Annotated in this window: 5 protein-coding genes; all 5 read left to right on the plus strand. The window is 70.0% G+C overall.

The genetic code is table 11. From position 1 onward, the window contains the following. The first annotated feature begins 49 nt into the window (after positions 1-49). Genes AC6I6U_RS20900 through AC6I6U_RS20920 form a run of 5 tightly spaced genes read left to right on the plus strand, consistent with a single transcriptional unit; the run spans position 50 to position 22,360 of the window. Complete coding sequence (locus AC6I6U_RS20900; protein WP_497877925.1) at positions 50-12,553, plus strand: amino acid adenylation domain-containing protein; 12,504 nt, start codon at positions 50-52, stop codon at positions 12,551-12,553. Positions 12,554-12,578: 25 nt separating this feature from the next. Further along, complete coding sequence (locus tag AC6I6U_RS20905; RefSeq protein WP_497877926.1) at positions 12,579-19,196, plus strand: beta-ketoacyl synthase N-terminal-like domain-containing protein; 6,618 nt, start codon at positions 12,579-12,581, stop codon at positions 19,194-19,196. Beyond that, positions 19,193-20,299, plus strand: a complete 1,107-nt coding sequence (locus AC6I6U_RS20910) for a Gfo/Idh/MocA family oxidoreductase (protein WP_497877927.1) — start codon at positions 19,193-19,195, stop codon at positions 20,297-20,299. Before AC6I6U_RS20905 ends, AC6I6U_RS20910 begins: the two co-directional genes overlap by 4 nt. Beyond that, positions 20,296-21,963 (plus strand): alpha/beta fold hydrolase, encoded by a 1,668-nt coding sequence (locus tag AC6I6U_RS20915; protein ID WP_497877928.1) that lies wholly within the window; start codon positions 20,296-20,298, stop codon positions 21,961-21,963. The genes AC6I6U_RS20910 and AC6I6U_RS20915 overlap by 4 nt, the downstream gene beginning before the upstream one ends. Further along, positions 21,953-22,360, plus strand: coding sequence for a hypothetical protein (locus tag AC6I6U_RS20920; protein ID WP_497877929.1), 408 nt, complete (start codon positions 21,953-21,955; stop codon positions 22,358-22,360). Before AC6I6U_RS20915 ends, AC6I6U_RS20920 begins: the two co-directional genes overlap by 11 nt. Positions 22,361-22,362: the final 2 nt, after the last annotated feature.

Consider the following 22,362-nt stretch of genomic DNA (forward strand, 5'->3'; position numbering starts at 1 on the left):
CGGGGTGGCAACCAGTCAGCATCGCCTGCGATGCCCAAAGGAAGACAGCATGAAAGCCCAAACGGTACCTACCCTGCCCGGCTTCCCGACCCTGGTCGACAGCCTCGAACACCATGCCTTGCACACCCCCGATGCACCAGCGCTGTGCTTTGTCGGCAAGGCCGGCGAACCCGACCAGCGCCTGAGCTACCAGCAACTGGCCGAGCGCGTGCGGCACTGCGCCGCCGGCCTGCAACAGCGCGGCCTGGCTGGCCACAGCGCCCTTATCCTGTTCCCCTCGGGGCTCGACTACGTGGTCGCCCTGCTCGGCTGCCTGTACGCTGGCGTGATCGGCGTGCCGGTCAACCTGCCGGGCGTGGCCCGGGTACGCCGGGTACTGCCCAAGCTCGATGGCATCGCCAGCGACTGCCGCGCCCGCGCCCTGATCACCAGCACGGCCATCGAACAGGCCTGTGCCGATGACCTGGCGACGTTCACCACCCGTCACGACCTGCTGGTGCAACGCCTGGACAGCGACCACACCGCCCAGTGGCAACGCCCGGCCATCGACGGCCAGGGCATCGCCTTCCTGCAGTACACCTCCGGCTCCACCGGCGAACCCAAGGGCGTGATCAACCGCCACGGGGCGCTGATGGCCAACCTCGGTTTCCTCTCGCGCCTGACCGGTGCCGGCCCCGACACCGTGGTCGCCAGCTGGCTGCCGCTGTTCCACGACCTCGGGCTGATCATGGGCATCCTGCTGCCGCTGGCCCAGGGCAACCGCGCGGTGTACATGGCGCCGATGGCGTTCATGGCCGACCCGTTGCGCTGGCTGGAAGTGGCGGCGGCCGAACGGGCCACCGCGCTGCCCTGCCCCAGCTTTGCCCTGCGCCTGTGCGCCGACCAGGCCACCCGCGAACCCGCCCGACTGAGCGGGCTGGACCTCGGCGCCATCACCTGCCTGATGCCCGCCGCCGAGCCGGTGCTGCCCGGCCAGGTCAACGCCTTCATCCGTGCCTTCGGCCCCTGCGGCCTGCAGACTGCCGCCATCCGCCCGGCCTATGGCCTGGCCGAGGCGACCCTGCTGGTCTCGGCCAACATCGCCAGCCAGGCGCCCTGCCTGATCGACGTCGAGAGTAATGCCCTCGTCGCCGGCCAGGCCCAGGTAAGGCTGGCCAGCGGCGAGCTGGTCGACGGCTGGCGTCGTTACGTCGGCAACGGTGACGATTTCGACGGCCAGACGCTGCGCATCGTCGACCCGCACAGCCACACCCCGTGCCAGGACGGCCAGGTCGGCGAGATCTGGCTGGCCGGTCCGTGCATCGCCAGCGGCTACTGGGATGCCGACGGCAGCAAAGCCGCACTCAACCAGCAAGTATTCGGCGCACGCACCGTGCCGGACCAGGGCTGCGATTTCCTGCGCACCGGCGACATGGGCTTCCTCCATCAGGGCCAGTTGTACGTCACGGGACGGCACAAGGACATGCTGCTGGTTCGCGGCCAGTGTCATTACCCCAATGACCTTGAGGCCACCAGTGGTTCGGCCCATGGCGCCTGTGTCGCCGACGCCGCAGCAGCGTTCGGGCTCACCGACAGCGGCGACGATGAGCGCCTGGTGCTCGTCCAGGAAGTGCTCAAACCCGTCGATGCCATCGATCATGCGGTCGTGGCCCAGGCCATCCGTGCGGCAATTGCCAGCGAGCATCAGTTGGCCACCGCCGCCGTGGTACTGATTCGCAAGGGCACCCTGCCCCGCACCACCAGCGGCAAGGTGCGCCGCCGCGCGGTCCGCCAGGCTTACCAGGAGGGCCAACTGCAGGTCGTCTGGCAGGATGATCTGGCTCCCGTCCAGGCTGCGCAGAACCAGGCCACCCAGGCGGCTGGCGAACTGCTCGCGCTGCCGGCGAGCATGCGCCGCGAACACCTGGTCGCCTGGCTCGCCGAACAGGCCGCCGCCATCCTCGGCACAGTCGCCGCGCGCCACCTGTCGGCTCACACCAGCCTGTTCAACCATGGCCTGGACTCGCTCTCGGCCGTGCGCCTGGCCGCCGTCGCCGGCCAGGCATTCGGCGTGGAAACCGCCGACGAACTGCTGTTCGAGCAACCGACCCTCGACCACCTCGCCGGCTGGATCCTCGATCGCCTGCAGGCCAGCGGCGCCGCGCCTACCGCTGCGGCGCCCGAGGCAACCGACACGCCGCGACCAGAGAGCGACGACCAGGCCGTGGCGATCATCGGCATGGCCTTCCGCCTGCCCGGCAGCGAGGGCGAGGTGCAGGACGACAATGCCTTCTGGCAGCAACTCGAAGACGGTGCCAGTGCCATCGGCCCGATGCCGGCAGCGCGTTTCCGCACCCCGGAAGGCATCCCCGGCTTCGGTGCCTACCTGGAGCGCATCGAGCAGTTCGACGCCGCGTTCTTCGGCATGTCGGCCCGCGAAGCGATCAACACCGACCCGCAGCAGCGCCTGCTGCTGGAAACCGCCTGGCACGCGCTGGAGGATGCGGGCCAACGCCCGGCCCACCTGCGTGGCAGCGACACCTCGGTGTACGTGGGCATCGGCACCGGCGACTACGGACATATTCCGTTCATCTCCGGACAGGCCGAGCATTTCGATGCCTACTGGGGCACCGGCACCTCATTCGCCGCCGCCTGCGGGCGACTGTCCTACTGCTTCGGTTTCGAAGGCCCGTCGATGGCTGTCGACACCGCCTGCTCGGCCTCCCACAGCGCCCTGCACCTGGCCGTGCAAAGCCTGCGCTCAGGTGACGCCGGCCTGGCCCTGGCCTGCGGGGTGAAATTGCAGTTGCTGCCGGAGGTCGACCAGGTACTGACCCAGGCCGGCATGCTGGCCGCCGACGGTCGCTGCAAGACCTTCGATGCCCGCGCCGACGGCTACGTACGCGGCGAAGGGTGCGTGGTGCTGGTGCTCAAGCCGCTGGCCCAGGCCCTGGCCGATGGCGACGCGATACGGGCCGTGGTCCGTGGCAGCTGCGTGCGCCAGGACGGCGCTGGCAGCAGCCTGTCGGCCCCCAACGGCGATGCCCAGCGGCGCCTGCTGCAACAGACCCTGAGCCGCGCCGGCCTGACCCCGGCCGACATCGACTACCTGGAAATGCACGGCACCGGCACCCGCCTCGGCGACCCGATCGAATACCAGTCGGTCGCCGAAGTCTTCCGCGGGCGCAGCGCCGACGACCCGCTGTGGCTGGGTTCGGTCAAGACCAACATCGGCCACCTGGAAGCTGCCGCCGGCGCGGCCGGCGTGGTGAAGACCGTGCTGGCCCTGGAGCGCGGGCGCATTCCGCCGCTAGTCGGGCTGCAGCAGCTCAACCCGTCGATCGACCTGCAAGCCATTCCGGCACGCCTGCCGGCCTGCAGCGAACCCTGGCCCGAGCGCCAGGCGCTGCGCCGGGCCGGCGTCACCTCATACGGCTTCGCTGGCACCATCGCCCACATCATCCTCGAACAGGCACCGACACCCGCGCCATCCGCCGCCGGGCAAACCGGCCCGGCGCTGTTCGTGCTCTCGGCCCGCAGCAGCCAGTCCCTTGGCGACTTGGCCGCGGCCTATGCCGAGCGTACCCAGTTGCCACTGCATGCCCTGGCCAATGCCATGGCCCGGCGCCGCGACCACCTTTCGCACCGCGCAGCCGTGGTCGCCAGCAATGCCGATGAGCTGCGCCAGGCCTTGCAGCGCGTCGCCAGCCAGAACCATGAAGGCTACACGCGGGCCCCGCGGATCGGCTTCCTGTTCACCGGCCAGGGCTCGCAACACGCCGGCATGAGTGCCGGCCTGTACGCTCGCGAACCGGCCTTCCGCGAAGCACTGGATGCCGCCGACGCAGCCCTCGCGCCCCACCTGGGCGAGTCGATCATCCGGGTGATGCACGCCAGCGCCGATCCGCGCCTGGAGCAGACCGCCTGGGCCCAGCCGGCGCTGTTCGCCGTGGGCTACGCGCTCGGCCAGCTGTGGCGCAGTTTCGGCGTACAGCCACGGGTCATGGTCGGCCATTCGATCGGTGAGTTCGCTGCCATGGTCCTGGCCGGTGCGTTGCCGCTGGCCGTGGCGGCGCGACTGATCGCCCGCCGCGGGGCATTGATGCAGGCCCTGCAGGAGCCCGGCGGCATGCTCGCCGCACGGCTGTCGCTGGAGGATGCCGAAGCCGTGCTGGCCGAGTTGCCAGAGGCCCAGCGCTCACGCCTGGCCATCGCCGCCTGCAACGGCCCGCAGGACCTGGTGTTCTCCGGCGCCAGCGCGGCGCTGGAGGCCCTTGGTGTACTACTGGCCGCCCGCCAGGTGCATGCCCGGCCGCTGGCGGTGTCGCACGCGTTCCACTCGCCGCTGCTCGAACCGATGCTCGAGGACTGGCGCGCCGCCTGCGCCCACCTCGATGCCGAGGTGCCGCAACTGGCGCTGATCAGCACCCTCACCGGTGCGCCGCTGGACGCCGCCCCCGACGCCGACTACTGGGTCGCCCACGCGCGCCAGCCAGTACGTTTCGCCCAGGCCCTGGCGCTGGCCGCCGAACACTGCGACCTGCTGCTGGAGCTGGGCGCCCACGCCGTGCTCACGCCCATGGCCCAGCGCAGCGTCGGCGACATCCCCTGCGTCGCCAGCCTGCGGCGTGGCAACGATGATGCGCAGAGCCTGCTCGAAGCCTGCGCAGCACTGTTCCAGGCCGGCCAGGACTTCAACGAGGCCGCGCTGTGGCGCGGGGCGCAACTGTCGCCGCGGGCACTGCCGCGCTACCCCTTCGAGCGCCAGCCCTACTGGCTCGAATACGACGAGGATGCTCCACGCACGCCGCTGCCCCTGCAGCCGCAACCCGAACGCGCCGCCGCAGTACCGGTGGACCTGTATCAGTTGCAATGGGAACCTTTCGACGCACAACCCAGCGCCGAACGCCCACGCTGCTGGCTGCTCGGTGGCGATACCGCCTTTGCCAACGCGCTGGCCCTGCACCTGGCGGGATACCACTGCGAGCAGTTGAGTCTCGACGCCTGGCCGGCCCATGTCGGACGTGTCGAGGAATCGCACCTGCTGATCTACCTCGGCGGCCTGGATGCCCGGCTCGCGCAGCTCGCCGAATCCCGTCATGTCTGGCAACTGGCCGAGGCCTTGCAACACCTCGAACGCGCCGGCGGCAAGCCACGCATCCTGCTGCCGACCTTCGTCGCCCAGGCCCTGGCCGATGAAGCCTGCGACCCGCTGCAAGCCGCCCTGGCCGGTGCCGCACGGCCGCTCTCCCTGGAGTACCCCGGCCCGCGCTGGCTGCAACTGGACCTGAGCGAACGTGACCCGGCACTGCTGGCCAGCGCCCTGCCCCAGGCCCTGAGCCAGTTCGGCACGGAAGACGCCCTGGCCTTGCGTGACGGTCAGTGGCAGCGCCCACGCCTGACCGCTACGCCAATGGCAACCGCGGCCCAGCCACTGCGCCTGCGCGCCGATGCGCTGTACCTGGTGGCCGGTGCCTACGGCGCGCTCGGCCGCCACACCACCGACTGGCTGGTGGCACAAGGTGCGCGTCATCTGTTGCTGCTCGCCCGGCGCGAAGCCCCGGCAGGCTGGCAGGCACGCCTGGAACTGCTGCGCGGCCAGGGTGTGCAATTGCAGCACCTGGACTGCGACCTGGCCGATGCCGCCAGCGTGGCCGCGGTCTTTGCCACCATCGACAACCGCCACCGCCAGGGCGGCCCGGCCCTAGCCGGGATCTGGCATTGCGCGGGCACCAGCCGCTTCAGCGCCCTGGCCGACCTCGACGAAGCCGGTTGCCGCAGCGTGACCCTGGCCAAGACCCAGGGCAGTTGGCTGTTGCACCAGCACAGCCAGCAGCATGCCCTTGAGCATTTCGTCTGCTTCACCTCCATCTCCGGCATCTGGGGCTCACGCCTGCAAGTGCCGTACGGCGCCGCCAACGCCTTCCAGGATGCGCTGGTCCGCCTGCGCCAGCAGCAAGGGCTGCCGGCGCTGTCGGTAGCCTGGGGCCCATGGGGCGGCGGCGCCGGCATGAGCGAAGTCGACGCGTCGCTGCTGCAACTGTTGCGCTCGGCCGGCATCGTCCGCCTGGCACCGCCACGCTACCTGGCCACCCTGTCGGCGCTGCTGGCCGCGGGCGCCACCGGCAACCACGTGGCCGTGCAGGTGGACTGGCGCCAGTTCATCCCCCTGCTGTCGCTGTACAACCCCACCGCGACCTTCGCCCGCTGCGCGCTGGAAGCAACCCCGGTCAGCACGCCGACACTGGCCGGCAACCCGCAGGAACTGGACGCCGACGCAGTGCATGCGTTCGTTGTCGCCGAACTGGCGCGCACCCTGCACGTGGCCCCGGCACGCCTGGAAGACGACACCGAGTTGCTCAAGCTGGGCATGGACTCGATCCTGGTGATGGACTTCGCCCGCCGTTGTGAAACCGGCCTGGGCATCCGCTGCGAACTCAAGGCGATCTTCGAGCGCAGCACCCCGCGCGGCCTCAGCGACTACCTCGTCGAGCAACTGCCCAACGCCAGCGCCACGCCGGCCGCCGATACCCCGGCGATCGTCGCCGACCTGGCCAACGCCGCCGAGCCGTTCCCGCTCACCGAACTGCAACATGCCTACTGGATCGGCCGCCAGGGTCACTACGAACTCGGCGGCGTGGCCTGCCACGCCTACCTGGAGGCCGACGCCGCCGGTGGCCTGGACCTGGCCCTGCTCGAAGCTTGCTGGAACACCCTGGTGCAGCGCCACGGTGCCTTGCGCATCGTCATCGGCGAAGACGGTCGCCAGCGCGTGCTCGACCAAGTACCGCACTACCGCCTGCAAGTCGCCGACCTCTCTACGGCCGCCGCCAGCGACCGCGAGGCCCACTGCCAGGCCTGGCGCGAACAGATGTCGCACCAGGTGCTGGACTGCGCCCAGTGGCCGCTGTTCGACGTGCGAGCCACGCGCCTGGCCGAGGGCGCGGTGCGCCTGCACATCGGCATCGACATGCTGATCAACGACGCCACCAGCGGGCAGATCATCTGGGAGGAACTGGCCGCCCTGTACCGCGCCGGCAACGATGCCGCGGCCGCCGGCCTGCAACCGTTCGCCATCGGTTTCCGCGACTATGTGCTGGCCCGCCTGAACGATCCGGTGCGCCAGCAACAGCGCGACAGTGCCCGGCAGTTCTGGCTTGCCGCCCTCGACGAATTGCCACCGGCACCGCAACTGCCGCTGCGCAACAGCGCGCGACAACAGGCCAAGCCAAGCTTCAGCCGCCGCCAGCATCGCCTCGATGCAGCCGCCTGGCAGCGCCTGCGCGAGCGCGCGGCAGCCGTCGGCTGTACCCCGGCATCGCTGTTGATCACGGTGTTCGGCGAAGTGCTGGCCGCCTGGAGCAGCGAGCCGCGCTTCACCCTCAACCTGACCATCTTCGACCGCCTGCCGTGGCACCCGGATGTACCCCGATTGCTCGGTGACTTCACCGCAGTCACCCTGCTGCCGCTCGACTACAGTGGCGAGCAGGCTTTCGCCACACGGGCCGCCGGGGTCAACGGCCAGGTCCTGGAACACCTGCAACACCGTGCCTTCAGCGCCGTCGATGTGCTGCGCGAGGCCAACCGTGGCCGCGAACGCCAGGACACCCTGGCCATGCCGGTGGTGTTCACCAGCCAGCTGGGCATGAGCGACCCGACCAAGGGCGCCGCCGCCGAGAGCGTGCTGGGCGTCGTCGGCCACGGCATCAGCCAGACCCCACAGGTGTGGCTCGATCACCAGGCCTGCGAACTCGAAGGGGCGCTGATCTACAACTGGGATGCCGTCGAGGCGCTGTTCCAGCCCGGCACCCTGGACGCCATGTTCGCCGCCTATAACCAACGCCTGGCGGAACTGGCCGACGAGCCGGCACTGTGGCAGGCCGATACCCCGGCGCAACTGCCCGAGGCCCAGCAGGTTGTCCGCGCGGCCATCAATGCCACCGAGGCGCCCCTGTCGAACCGTTGCCTGGACCAACTGTTCTTCGACCAGGCGGCACGCACGCCCGATGCCCCGGCCCTGCTCACCCACAGTGGCAGTTGGAGCTACCAGGCCCTGGCCGATTGGGCCCGACGCCTGGCCAACGGCCTGCTCGCCCAGGGCGTGAGCCGCGGCGACCGGGTCGCCGTGGTGATGCGCAAGGGACCGGAGCAGGTCGCCGCCTGCCTGGCCATCCAGGCAGCCGGCGGTGCCTACGTGCCGGTCGATGCCGACGTGCCCGCAGCGCGCCTGGCAGCCATCGTGCAAGGCAGCGGGATCCGCGTAGCCCTGGTCCAGGCCGACCATCTGCCGATCGTCCAGGCCCTGGTCGCCGAACTGGCGGTCAGCGTCCTCGATGCCAGCGAAGAAGCCGCCCAGGCCCATGCCGATACGCCGCTGGCGCTGGAGCGGGCGGTCACCGACGATGCCTACGTGATCTACACCTCCGGCTCGACCGGCACGCCCAAGGGCGTATTGATCGACCACCGCGGCGCGGTCAATACCGTGCTGGACATCAACCGGCGCTTCGGCATCCAGGCCGACGACCGGGTGCTGGGCCTGTCGGCGCTGTACTTCGACCTGTCGGTGTACGACCTGTTCGGTATCTTCGCCGCCGGTGCCGCCCTGGTCCTGCCACTGCCGGCCGGTGTCCGCGATCCGGCGCACTGGCGCGAGCTGGTGGAGCGCCATGGCATCACCCTGTGGAACTCGGTACCGGCCCTGCTCGAACTGTTGCTCGATGAGGTGGCCGCCGTCGGTGGCAGCCTGCCGAGCCTGCGCCGGGCGATGCTCAGTGGCGACTGGATTCCCCTCAACCTGCCCACCCGCCTGCGCGAACTGGCGCCGCAAGCGGCCCTGGTGGCCATGGGCGGCGCCACCGAGGCGTCGATCTGGTCGAACTGGTTCGAAGTCGGCCAGGTGGCGGAACACTGGACATCGATTCCCTACGGCTACCCCCTGACCAACCAGGGCTACCGGGTACTCGACGGCCAGTTGCACGATCGCCCCGACTACGTCACCGGCGACCTGTACATCACCGGTGTCGGCCTGGCGCTGGGTTACGAGAACGACCCGGTGCGCACGGCCGCAAGCTTCATCGAGCATCCACGCGATGGCCAGCGCCTGTACCGCACCGGCGACCTGGCGCGCTACTGGGCCGACGGCACCCTGGAGTTCCTCGGCCGACGTGACTTCCAGGTGAAGATCGCTGGCAACCGCATCGAACTCGGGGAAATCGAGAGCGCCCTGCTGCGCCACCCCGGAGTGCGCGAAGCGGTGGTCGATGCCATCGGCCCGGCCCGCGGCAACAAGCGCCTGGCCGCCTGGGTGGTGCCGCGCGAGCAGGATGATGAGCTGTTCGAAACCTTGCGTTGCACCACAGCCACCAGCGATGGCCACTGGCAAGCGGTGACCGCGGCAGCCCAACTGCCCGGCGCACCGGCCAGCCTGGACGGGTTCTGGCAACTGATGGACGACCTTGGCCTGCAACTGATGCGCGACACCGTCGACGCCGCCGGTGGCTGGGCGCAACTGGCACCCACCCCTGGCTTCAGCGCCCTGATCCAGCGCTGGCAGACCCTGCTGCCAGCCTCTGGCCCGGACAGCGCCAGCGAATGGTCCCGCCTGCGACCGCTGGCCGAAGCCTGCGGCCTGCCGCGCCAGGTGCTGCTGCGCCTGCGTGAAGGTGCCGCCCAGCGCCTGGCCGTGCTACGTGGCCAGGCCAACGCGCTGGAGCTGTTCTACGGGGTCGACCAAACCCTGGCCCCGGAGCAGATGACCCGCCTCAACCCGCTGTGGACGGCCACTCTCGGCGCCCTGGCCAAGCTGATCGCCGCCTCGGCGCAAGCCCTGGGCCGCGCGCCACGGGTACTGGAGATCGGCGCCCGCAGCGGCGTGGCCAGCCGTGAGCTGCTGGCGTTGCTGGCCGACACCGCGCTGGACTACACCCTGAGCGACGCCGCGCCACTGCTGGTCGAACAGGCCCGTAGCGAGTTCGAGCAAGGCCAATGGCCGGCGCACCACCAGCTCGCCTGCCGGGTGCTCGACCCGGACCTGCCGGCCAGCCAGCAGGGGCTGGAGCCCCACGGTTTCGACCTGGTGATCGCCTTCAACGCCCTGCACCGCAGCCGCGACATTCCGCGCCTGCTGGACAACCTGGCGGGCCTGCTGAGCCCTGGCGGCGTGTTGGCCGCGCCGGAGATCACCCGCAACAGCGACTTCCAGCTGGCCACCGTGGCCCTGCTCGAAGGCGGCTACCAGCATTTCGCCGACCAGCGCCAGGCCAGCGGCCAGGCACTCCTGGAAGCCCCGCAGTGGACCGCGGCGTTTACCGCTGCCGGCTTCACCCAGGCCCAGGCCGCCAGCGTCGCCGGCGAGGCACCGGGCATGCACCTGCTGCTGGCCCAGCACCCGGCCGAGGCCCGGCGCTTCGCCCCACGCAAGCTGGTCGAACACCTGGCGACCCTGCTGCCGGCCTACATGGTCCCGCAGACCATCACCGCCCTCGCCGCCCTGCCGCTGTCGGCGACCGGCAAGGTGATGCGCCAGCAACTGCCGCATCCGGACCCGTCGCAACGCCGCAACCGTGGCAGCCGCGGCACCGGTGACGCCAGCCAGGTACCCGAGGCGCTCCTGCGCATCTGGGAACAACTGCTGGCAGTACAAGGCCTGGATGCCGGCGATCACTTCTTCGACCTGGGCGGTGACAGCCTGGTGGCGGTGCGCCTTATCGAGCGGGTACGGCATGAACTCAATGCCCAGGTGGCACTGCCGGACCTGTTCGACCATCCGCGCCTGGGCGATTTCGCCCTGCGCGTGGCGGCCGCCCCGGCCTACGAGGACCGCCTGCCCGCGCTGGTGGCCAACCCGGCCGAACGCTTTGCACCGTTCCCGCTGACCGATGTGCAGCAGGCCTACTGGATCGGCCGTGACGAAGGCTTCGAACTGGGTGGGGTATCGACTCACCTGTACGCCGAAGTGGATGTCGACGGCATCGCCTTCGAAGCCCTGGAGCAGGCCTGGCAGGCCCTGGTCGAGCGCCATGACATGCTGCGCGCGGTGATCGACGACAACGGCCTGCAACAGATCCTGGAGCAGGTACCGGCCTACCGCATCGCCTGCACCGACCTGCGCACGGCGAGCACCGAGCAACTGCACGACTGGCAACAGGTGGTGCGCCTGGAGCTGTCCCACGAGGTGCCCGACACCCGCGAATGGCCGCTGTTCTCGCTGCGCGCAGCGCAACTGCCGAACGCGCGGGTACGCCTGTGCATCAGCCTCGACAACCTGGTTTGCGACGGTCGTTCGATGCGCATCCTGCTCGCCGAATGGTCGAGCCTGGCACGCCATCCCGGGCGGGTATTGCCGGCCCTGCGAGCGAGTTTCCGCGACTACGTGCTGCTGCTCGAACGCTTCGAACTGCGCCCCTCCTGGCAACGTTCGCTGGGCTACTGGCAGGACAAGCTCGCGCAATTGCCGGCAGGTCCCGCCCTACCGCTGGTCGAAGGCGCCGCGCGTGACATCCGGCCACCGCACTTCAGCCGCCGCGAGGCGCGCCTGCAACCCGCCCAGTGGCAGGCCCTGCAGGCTGCCGCCAGCGCCCGCAACGTGACCGCCAACGCCTTGCTGTTGAGCGCCTATGGCGAGGTCCTGGCGCACTGGTCGGCCGAGGCGCGCCTGACCCTCAACCTGACCCTGTTCAACCGCCCGGCGGTGCACCCGGACATCGACCACCTGGTCGGTGACTTCACCTCGCTGGTGCTGCTGGCCTTCGAAGGCGAAGGTGCGGTGCCCTTCGCCGAGCGCGCCAGCCTGCTGCAACGCCAGTTGTGGGCAGACCTGGAACACATGCAGGTGTCGGCGGTGCGGGTACTGCGCGAAGCCGCACGACGCAACCGCCGCCTGGACGCGGTGGCCATGCCGGTGGTGTTCACCAGTGGCCTCGGTGTCGCCACCGACGACGCCGGACAGGACTGGCTCGGCCAGTTCGGCTACGGCATCAGCCAGACCCCGCAAGTGTGGATCGACCAGCAGGTGGTCGAGCGCGAAGGCTGTCTGGTGTTCAACTGGGACTCGGTCGATGGCCTGTTCCCCGAGGGCCTGCTGGACGAGATGTTCGGCGCCTACCACGACCTGCTGCTGCGCCTGGCCAGCGAGCCGACGGCCTGGGACGCACCTGCCCGCGCGGCCATGCCGGCCAATCGCTGGCCGGTGGCCACGCGCCAGGTCCGCGTCGACAGCCCGGCCGCACAACAGCAACCGACAGACGCACGGCTGCTGGCGACCCTGGGCCAACTGCTCGGCGAACTGCTGGGCCGCGACGAATTGCCAGCCTCGGTCAGCTTCTTCGAACTCGGCGCCTCGTCGATGGACCTGATCCGCCTGCGCCGCCTGCTCAACCAGCGCTTCGACCTGGCCCTGTCGGTGACCGACGTGTTCGACCACCCAAGCCTTGCCGCGCTGGCCGCCCACCTCGGACGCCTGGACGACCCGGCACAACGGCCGGCCGCCAGCGACGACCACGATCACGACCAGCGCCGACGCGCGCGCCTGGCCAACGAACGCCGCAAGAAACGCGACCAGACCTCGCTCCTCTGACAGCCCCTATTACGGAAGACTCGTTATGAACCTGTGTGAACAGCTGGACCTGCAACAACACTATGGCGACACCCTGCCGGTGGCAATCATCGCCGCGGGCTGCCGCATGCCGCGTGCCGTGGACATTTTCGACTACTGGCGGCGGCTGGCCGATGGCGAGGCGCTGATCGAGCGCTTCGAGAGCAGCGACCCGGTCCTGCGCGCGCGCCCCGACTTCGTCGGCGCCGCGGCGGTGCTGGAAGACGTGGAGCGCTTCGACTGGTCGTTCTTCGGCTACTCGCAGCAGGAGGCGCAGTTGATCGACCCGCAGCAGCGGCTGTTCCTGATGTGTGCCTGGGAAGCCCTGGAAATGGCCGGCTACGGCCCCCAGGCGTTGGCCGATGACCCGCAACGGCCAACGGTAGGCGTACTCGGCGCCTGCAAGCTGTCGACCTACAGCGCCGCGCATTTCGACCGCGTACAGGACATTGCTTCGCCGCTGACCTTCGCCCGCCTGATGGGCAACGACAAGGACTACCTGGCCACTCGCGTGTCCTACAAGCTCGGCCTGCGCGGCCCCAGCCTGACCGTGCAGACCGCCTGCTCCAGCTCGCTGGTGGCGGTGCACCTGGCCTGCGAACAACTGGCCAGTGGCGAATGCGACATGGTCCTGGCCGGCGGTGCCGGCATCGGCTTCCCACAGCAGGCCGGCTACCTGCATCGTCCGGGCATGATCTTCTCCGCCGACGGCCTGTGCCGTCCCTTCGACGCCCAGGCCGACGGCACTGCCATCGGCAACGGCGTCGGCGTGGTCCTGCTCAAGCGCCTGGACGCGGCCCTGGCTGACGGCGACCCGATCCTCGCCGTACTGCGCGGCTCGGCAGTGAACAATGATGGCGCCGGCAAGGCCGGCTACACCGCCCCGTCGCCCGAAGGCCAGGCCCAGGTGATCGGCCAGGCCCTGCACCTGGCCGAAGTGGAACCGGCCAGCATCGGCCTGGTCGAGGCCCATGGCACCGCCACGCCGCTGGGCGACCCGATCGAAGTCCAGGCCCTGTGCCGGGCCTGGCAGGCCGGGCCGACCACGCCCTGGTGCGCGCTGGGTTCGGTCAAGGGCAACCTCGGCCACCTGGACACCGCCGCCGGGGTCGCCAGCCTGCTCAAGGCCGCGCTGGCACTGCACCACGGGCAGATCCCGCCGAGTCTGAACTTCGACCAGCCGAACCCAGCCATCGACTTCGCCCAAAGCCCCTTCTACGTGCCGCAGATGCTCCTGCCCTGGCCGGCCGGCAGCGGGCCACGGCGAGCGGCCGTGAGCGCCTTCGCCATCGGCGGGACCAACTGCCATGCGGTGCTGGAACAGCCGCCGGCGCTGGCGTTCGAACCCCTACCCGGCCCCGCGCTGTTGCTGCTCAGTGCCCGCAGCGAACAAGCCCTGGCCGAACTCGCCCGGCGCCATGCGCAATGCCTCGAAGACAGCCGCGGCGACCTGCATGACTATGCCGCCACCAGCGTGCACCACCGCAGCCTGTATGCGCGGCGCCTGCTGCTGGTCGGCGACAGCCGCCAGGATCTGGCCGACGCCTTGCTGGACTTCGCCGACGGCCTGCTCGACGGCTTCGAGCAGCAGGAACGTGGCGCGATCGGCCTGTGGCAGGCGGGTAACCTCGACCCTGAACTGCGCGACCTGGCCCTGGCCGAAACACCGGATTGGGCCGCGCACAGCCTGAGCGCTCGCCGCCCACGGCAACGGGCGCTGCTGCCGACCGCACCGTTCGAAGGCCAGCGTTGCTGGTACAACGCACCAGCGGCTGCCACGGCAAGAACCGCGCCGGTCGATGACTGGCAGGCGCTGAACGACGCCGCCGGGCAAGCCGCCGAGGCCCATGGTGCAGCCCTTGACCTCTCGGGCCTGGCGTTGGAGCAACGCGGCGTCGATGCCCTGCACAGTGCCTACGTGGGCCGTGCCTTCGCCGAACTGGGGGTGTGCGGCACGCCCGGCCAGTGGCTGGACGTGGACCAGTGCCTGGCCCAGGCCGGTGCCGCAGTCGAGTTGCGCGACCTGTTCGCACGCCTGCTGCGTGACCTGGCAGCCGCCGAGATGCTCGATGTGCAGGGCGGCCGCTACGGCAACCTGCGCACGGCGCAACTGCCGACGCCCGAACCGTGGCTGGCGACCATGCGCGAGCTGGGCTACGAACAACTCGCCGTGCTGGTCGAACGTACCGGCCCGCGCCTGGCCGACATGCTCGCCGGGCGCGTCGACCCGGTCAGCGTGGTGTTCCCCGGCGCCGCCACCGACGATGTCGAGCACATGTATCAGGAGCAACCCTGGTCGCGCTACCTGAACCAGATCGCCGCTGCGGCCGTGCATGGTCTGGCCGAACGCGGCCGGCCGCTGCGTATTCTCGAAGTCGGTGGCGGCACAGGTGGCACCACCCGTGATGTCCTGGCGCAGTTGCCCGAAGGCGGTTGCGTCGAGTACTGGTTCACCGATGTCGGCCCGCTGTTCCTCGGACGGGCCCGACGCAAGTTCGCCGACGTGCCGTTCATGCGCTACCACCCCTTCGACATGAACCAGCCTGCCGCCGCCCAGGGCCTGCCGGAAGGCTTCGACCTGATCATCGCCGCCAACGTGCTGCACAACGCGCCCGACCTGCGCACCGTGCTGGCCAACCTCGCCACCCGCCTGGCGCCCGGTGGGCTGTTGCTGATGCGCGAGATCATCGAGCCGAAAAAACTCTTCGACTTCGTCTTCGGCCCGCTGGTACCACCGCTGGACCCGGCCGACGGCCGTGCCGGCGAGCTGTTCGCGACCTTCCGCCAATGGCAGGCGGCGGCCCAGGCCGCCGGCTTCGAGCGCTGCAGCGGCTATCCCGGCACGCACCTGGCCAGCCACGCTCTCGGCGAGCAGATCATCGTCGCGCAATGGCCACGACAGGCAACCTCGATCGCGCCGCCAGCGCCATCGCAGCTATTGGCCGACCCCAGTGCCGGCGCGATCCTGGGCTGGCTGGTGCGCAGCCTGGACAATCCCGCCGACAGTCGCCTGCAAGGGCTGCACTGGCACCTCGATCCGCTCACGCTGCCAGCACCGCTGCAACTGCGCCTGGAGGGCGAGGCGCAGCACCTGCGGGTCAGCGCCCGCCAGGGCGACGGTCTCTGGCAGCCGCTGCTCAGCGCCCAACGGCAACAACCGCGCAACCTGCGTCGACAGGTCGCCCTGCCGCGCCAGGCACTGGCCGGTGCGGCGGACGACGGACTGCTCGATCGGCTGCTGGCGCGCCTGGCCCTCGATGCCCAGGACCTGCACGCCGTGCATTGGCGCCAGGACCAGACGGCCCCGGCGCAGCTGTGGCTACAGGTCGAACCCCAGGCGGCGCTGGCCGTCGATGCCACAGGCCAGGTCTGGCTGGAATTGCAGCATGGCCCGCGCCAGCACCCCGCTGCCGCGCAATGGCCGGACCAGGGTGGCTTGTATGCCTGGCACTGGCGGCCACTGACGCTCCCCACCGGCGCCAGCCTGCAACGGCTGCTGTGGCTGGGCGAGCAGGCAGACCTGGCCGGCTTCGCCCGTCATGGGGTGCAGGTCCAGGTCAGCCCGGTGAGCGCCATCGGCAGTCTGCACCTGGCGGATTACGACGCCGTGTGCCTGGCCAGCTTCGCTCCCGACGACTTGCCGGCGCTGCTGCAACACCTGGCCGGGCAACCACACCGCCCCGCACTGACCGTACTGTGCCGCGACGCGTTCGTCGTCAGCCCCGGTGACTGCGCCGAAGACTGGATGGCCGCGGGTGGCGCCGGCCTGCTGGCGGTGGCCGTGCAGGAGCTGGCGCCGCTGTCGGCCTGCCTGCTCGACAGCGACACCCCGACCAACGCCGAGACCTTGCTCGGCTTGTGGGCCGAGCCCGCCGTGGCTGACCTGCGCGTGCTGGCGCAGCGTGAGGGTCGGTTGTTCGAACGCCAGTTGCAGGCCCTGCCGCTGCCAGCGAACACGACCCGTCCGCAAGGACGTCACGTACTGGTCGGCGGCTTGTGCGAGCTGGGCCTGGCAGTCGCCAACTGGTTGGCCGACCAGGGCGCCGACGACCTGGTGATCCTCGCCCGCCGTGCGCCCGACAGCAGTGAGCAGCGCCAGCTCGAACGACTGCGCGCCCGCGGCGTAACAGTCGAGGTCGACAGCCAGGCCGACGTGCTCGATGCCCGGGCATTCGATGCCGCGCTGCTACGCCTGGCCAGGGGACCGAAGCTGGGTTGGATCATCCACCTGGCCGGCGTGGTCGACGATGCGCCATTGCGCCTGCACGATGCGACACAGTGGCACCGCTGCCTGGACACCAAGCTGCTGCCGGCACTCGCCCTGGACCGCCATCAGGCCCAGCTCGATCCGGCGCTGACCCTGTACTTCAGCTCCGCCGCCAGCGTACTCGGCCCCCAGGGCCAGGGCGCCCATGCCTGCGCCAACGCCCGGCTGGAAGCCCTGGCCAGCCAACGCAATGCCCGCGGCCACGATACCCTGGCACTGGCCTGGGGCCTGTGGGGTGAAATCGGCCAGCCGCAGCGCGCCGCGCTGGTGACGCAGTTGGCTGAACGCGGCATGCTCGGGCTGTCGACCGCGCAGGGCCTGGCGCTGCTTGGCGCGGCCACCGGCAGCAACGCCTCGATGGTGATGCCGGCCAGGCTCGACTGGGCACGCATCGCCCAGGCTCCGGCGACCGCCCGGCGCTTTGCCGGTGTGTTCGACGGCCAGGTTGCACGGCCACCGGCGCCGGTAATCGACGCCGCCCCCGCACCGGGCACCGATAGCCTGGCCGACACGCTCCGGCAACTGATCGCCAGCATCGCCGGTTGTGCTCCGCAGGCCGTCGGTGCGCAGACCCGGCTGATCCAGCTCGGCCTGGATTCGCTGCTGCTCCTGGAACTGGCCGAACGGATCCAGCAGCAGTTTGGCGTACGCCTGAGCGCCCAGGCACTCTATGAGGTCGACACCCTGCAAGCGTTGTGCAACCAGTTGGGCGGCCAACAGGCACCCGCCGCGGACGTTGCCAGCGACCTGCGCTCGCGCCTGGCGGCCCTGCTGCAATGCCCGGCCACCGACATCCAGGCGCACACGCCGCTGGCCCAACTGGGGCTGGACTCGCTGCTGTTGCTGGAGTTGTGTGAAACCCTCAAGCGTGACCTGGGCGTGGCACTGTCGGCCCAGGAAGCGTTCGAGTTCACCACCTTCGAACGCTTCGCCGCCGGCCTGGAACGCCGCCTGCTGCCTGCTGGCGAACAGGCGCCGGTCTCGGCCTGGACGCCCTTGCGCGAAGGCCTCGGGCAATTGCAGGCCCGTGGCGGCCAGTGGCTGGCGGCCAACGGCGACGCCCTGCCACAACCGGCCAGCGACGCCCCGCTGACCGGGTTGCGCGCACGCCGCCAGGCACTCGCGGACCTGCCACAACTGCTGTACGTGGAATACGACAAGCCTGCCGCGTTCAACCTGGAGGCCTTCGAACAGGCCTGGAACCAGTTGCTCGAGCGCCATCCGATGACCCGTGCCCACCTTGACGAACACGGCCGGGTCCGCCTGGCCCCAGCCGGCACCCGCCTGCACATTGCACACGACGACTGGCGCGGCCGCCCGGCCGCCGAGCGTGACCGTGCACTGGACGCGCGGCGCAGCCAGTGGTCACGCGAGCCCGCTGCCGTCAGCGGCCTGCCGTTCCAGTGGCACGCCAGTCGCCTGGATGAACAGACGCTGCGCCTGCACCTGCGCCTGGACACCGCGCTGATCGACATCGAAAGCGTACGGGTGATCCTGCGCGAGACCTACCTGTGGCTGACCGAGCCGGGCCGACGCCTGCCGCCACTGCAATTTGGCGCGTTGGACTACTTCGCCTGCGAACAGGCCCTGGGTGACACCGAAGCCTGTGCCACGCAGTTCCATGCCTACCGCCAAGCCAGCGCCAATTGCCCTGCGCCACTGACGCTGCCCCAGGGCGGCAGTGGCCCGGCAGACTATCGGATCTGGCGCGCGGCGCTGCCCCGCCAGCGCTGGCTGGCCCTCAAGCAACGCGGCCTGCAGGCCAACCTTTCGGCCAGCGCGGTGCTGGCGGCCATCTACGCGGTCGCCCTGATGCCCCACAGTCCACAGCAGGCATTTGCCCTTCGCCTGGACTACCCTGACCGCAAGCCCCTGCATGCCGAGGTGATGAACCTGGTACTCGATGCCAGCGACCTGGCCCTGCTGCCGTGCGACCCGGCGCAGCCAAGTTTCATGGCGCTGGCGCAGGCCGGTGCCGCGGCCCTCGAGCAACGCCTGGCAGCCTGCCTGGTGGGCCCGGCCCAGGTACTCGATGCCCATGGCCTGAGCGGTTTGCCCAGCGTGGCCATGACCAGTCTGCTGGGCGTGCGCACCACCTACGCGATTCCGGAAACCAGCGACCCGCTGCTGGGCATGCCGAGCTTCGAGGTGGCCTCGCAACCGGGCACCTGGCTGCACCTGCAGGTGCTGGAGGAAGAAAGCGCTCTGCTCTACAACCTCGACCTGCGCCTGGATCGACTCGACGAGGCACTGGGTGCAGCGCTGATGGCCCGCTTCGGCAACCTGCTGGAACGCCTGGCCGATGAGCCGGCGGCCTGGGATGCGCCGCTGTCGAGCCTGCTGGGAGGTGCCGCATGAACCTGCCGATCAAGGTCCTGGTCTGCGGTACCCGCTTTGGCGAGCATTATCTGGCGGCGCTGGCCAGCGGGGCGCTGCCGCGCTACCGCCTGGCCGGCATCCTGGCTCGCGGCAGCGGGCGCTCGCGGGCACTGGCCGAGCGTCTGGGGGTACCGCTGTACCAGGCGGTCGAGCAGGTGCCTGGCGACATCCAGGTCGCCTGCGTGGTGGTGCGCAGCGCCATCGTCGGTGGCGAGGGCTCGAACCTCGCGCGGGCCTTGCTCGAACGGGGTATCCATGTGCTCCAGGAGCATCCGGCACACCCCACCGACATCGCTCGCCTGCAGGCCGTCGGCGCGGCCCATGGCTGCCGCTACCAGGTGTGCACCTTCTATCCGCACCTGCCGGCCGGGCAGCGCTTCATCGGCTATGCCCGGTCCAGTGCCGAGCGACGCCCGCCGGCCTTCATCGAAATCACCACCAGCCTGCAACTGCTGTATTCCAGCCTGGACCTGGTGCAGCGCGCCCTCGGCGGCCCCCAGGCGGACTTTACCTGCAGCGCCGCGCCCGCACCGGAGGGCCCGCCGCTGCCATTCCGCTCCATCCAGGGCCGTATCGGCACGATCCCCTTCGCCCTGCACCTGCAGGACTGGCTCGACCCGGACGATCCCGACCACCACAGCCTGGTCATGCACCGCATCGCCATCGGCGGGCCGGAGGGCCACGTAACCCTGGTCAACAGCTATGGCCCGGTGGTGTGGAGCCATCCGATCTATGCCCCCGACTACCAGCGTGACGACGCCACGGCATCGTATCTGCTGGAGCCGGCCGTCCATGCCGACAGTCGCTTCAATCGCCAGCCGACCGCCGTCACCTTTGGTCCCGCCGACGGCCCGAGCCTGGCCCAGGCGGTACAAAGCGAGTTTCCCCAGGCCATCAGTGCAGCGCTGGACGAACTGCTCGAACCGGCGGCAGCGGTTCATCAACCCCAATGGTGGCACGCCCACGGCCAGGCCTGGCTGGGCATCATGCGCGCCGTTGGCCAGCCGCGCATGGTGCGCTGCACACCGCCGCCGGTGCCCTGGCCGGACCCGACCACCTACGCCCAGGAGGCCCACCCATGAACAACGCCCTCGCCCTGCAAGACCCTTCACTCCAGCGCAATCGCCAGGCCTACGCAGGCCTGGCCGAACTGCTGGAAGCCGCCGGCATGGCCGAGCATGCGCTGTACCTGAACTGGGGCTACCGCTCCGTGCCGGGCCTCACCGATCAGGCACGACACGTGGTGAACCCCGCCGAGCCCGGCGCCGACCAGGCGCGCCTGGTGCTGGAAATGCTCGGCCAATTGCCGGTGGACGGCAGCCAAGTGCTCGACGTCGGCTGCGGTCGCGGTGGTGCGCTGGCCCTGCTCGGCCGACTGTACCGTCCGCGCTCTTTGACCGGCGTCGACCTGTCGGCCGCCAACATCGCCTATTGCCGCAGTCGTCACCGGCAGGCGCGGCTGCGCCTGCAGATTGCCGATGCCTGCCAGTTGCCGCTGGCCGACAGCAGCGTCGACCTGGTGCTGAACCTCGAGTCTTCCGGCGCCTACAGTGACCTGCCGGCCTTTTTCGGACATGTCTGGCGGGTACTGCGCGACAACGGCACGTTCTGCTACGCCGATGTGTTCGATGCCGCCAGCCTGCCTCACATCCGCAACGCGCTGGCCCAGTGCGGCTTCGAACTGCTCGCCGAGCGCTCGGTTGCCGCCCAGGTAGTCGCGGCCCGCCAGGCCGCGCCGCCACGGGTTGCGCAACGCCTGCGCGAAGTGCTGGCGCAGCACGACAACCCCGAACTGCGCACCGAGCTTGAGCGTTTTCTCGCAGAGCCCGGTTCGAGCCTGTTCGATGCCCTCGGCGATGGCCGGGCCGACTACCGCGTCCTGCACCTGCGCAGGCGCGCACAGGCCGGCGTAGTCGAGCCGGCGGTGGCCCGTGCCCTGGCCGGGCGCTCGGCGCGGCTGGACGCGGCGTTCGGTGGCAACGCAGCGGCAAGCCCATGGCTGCCATTCGGGCAACCGGACCGGGCGCTGGGCCATCACGTGTTCGCCCTGCCCTATGCTGGCGGCGGCGCCTCGGTCTATCGCCACTGGCAGCTCGACACGGGTGCCTGGCGCATCCATCCGTTGCAACTGCCAGGGCGCGAGGGACGGATTGGCGAGCCGGGTATCGCCGACATGAACACACTGGTGCAACAACTGGTCGAAGTGATCGAGCCATGGACCGACCAGCCCTGGGCACTGCTTGGCTGCAGTCTCGGCTGCAAGGTGGCATTCGAGGTTGCCCGAGTGATGAGCGCGCGTGGCAGGCCACCCCGGCTGCTGTTCCTGATGGCCTGTCCGGCGCCGAGCCTGCCACTGCTGCGCAAGGTGTCCGGGTATGACGAGGCGCAATTCGCCGCCGAGGTACGTCATCTGGGCGGCACCCCCGAGGCGGTGCTGGCCGACGAGCAGATGATGCGCACCCTGGCGCCGATCCTGCGCAACGACAGCGCCCTGGCCGAAGGTTATTGCGCCGAGAGCGATGCCCAACTCTATTGCCCGGTGGTGATGGTCGCGGCCAGCGACGACCACCTGGTACCACTGGAGGCTGCCCGCCTGTGGCGCCGGCACGCGGGCGCCGGTTTCGACTGGCGCCAGGTCGACGGCGGCCATTTCTTCCTGCGCCAACGCCGCACCGAGCTGCTTAACTGGCTAGGCGATACGCTGCAGTACTCCCTTCACTTGAACGAGATCGAACATGCACACTGAACACTTCCAGGTCCACGATATTCGCGCCTTCCCTATCTGCCTGATCGAGCCCGGCGTGGTGGTGCCAGGCTACAGCCAGCAATGGGCGCAGGAACTCGAAGCGCTGCTGGCACGGGGCGAGCCGTTCGTGCTGGTCTATCACGAACCCGCGGATGATGAACCCCATGAGGACCGCAAGTTCCGCGCCCAATGGCTCAAGCAGCACCGGGGGGCGTTTGCCGGACTGTGCCGCGGGATCATCAGCGTCCTGGCCGACCCGACGCGACGGGCACACTTTGACGAGATGGGGCCCAAGGGCGAGCAGGCGTTCGGTATCCGCTATCGCACGGCCGCAACGCTGGAGGAAGGCCAGGCGCTGGCACGGCGCCTGCTCGATGAGGTGGAGGCAGGCCAGTAACG

Source organism: Pseudomonas sp. UTLPPB19802 (assembly GCF_059730225.1).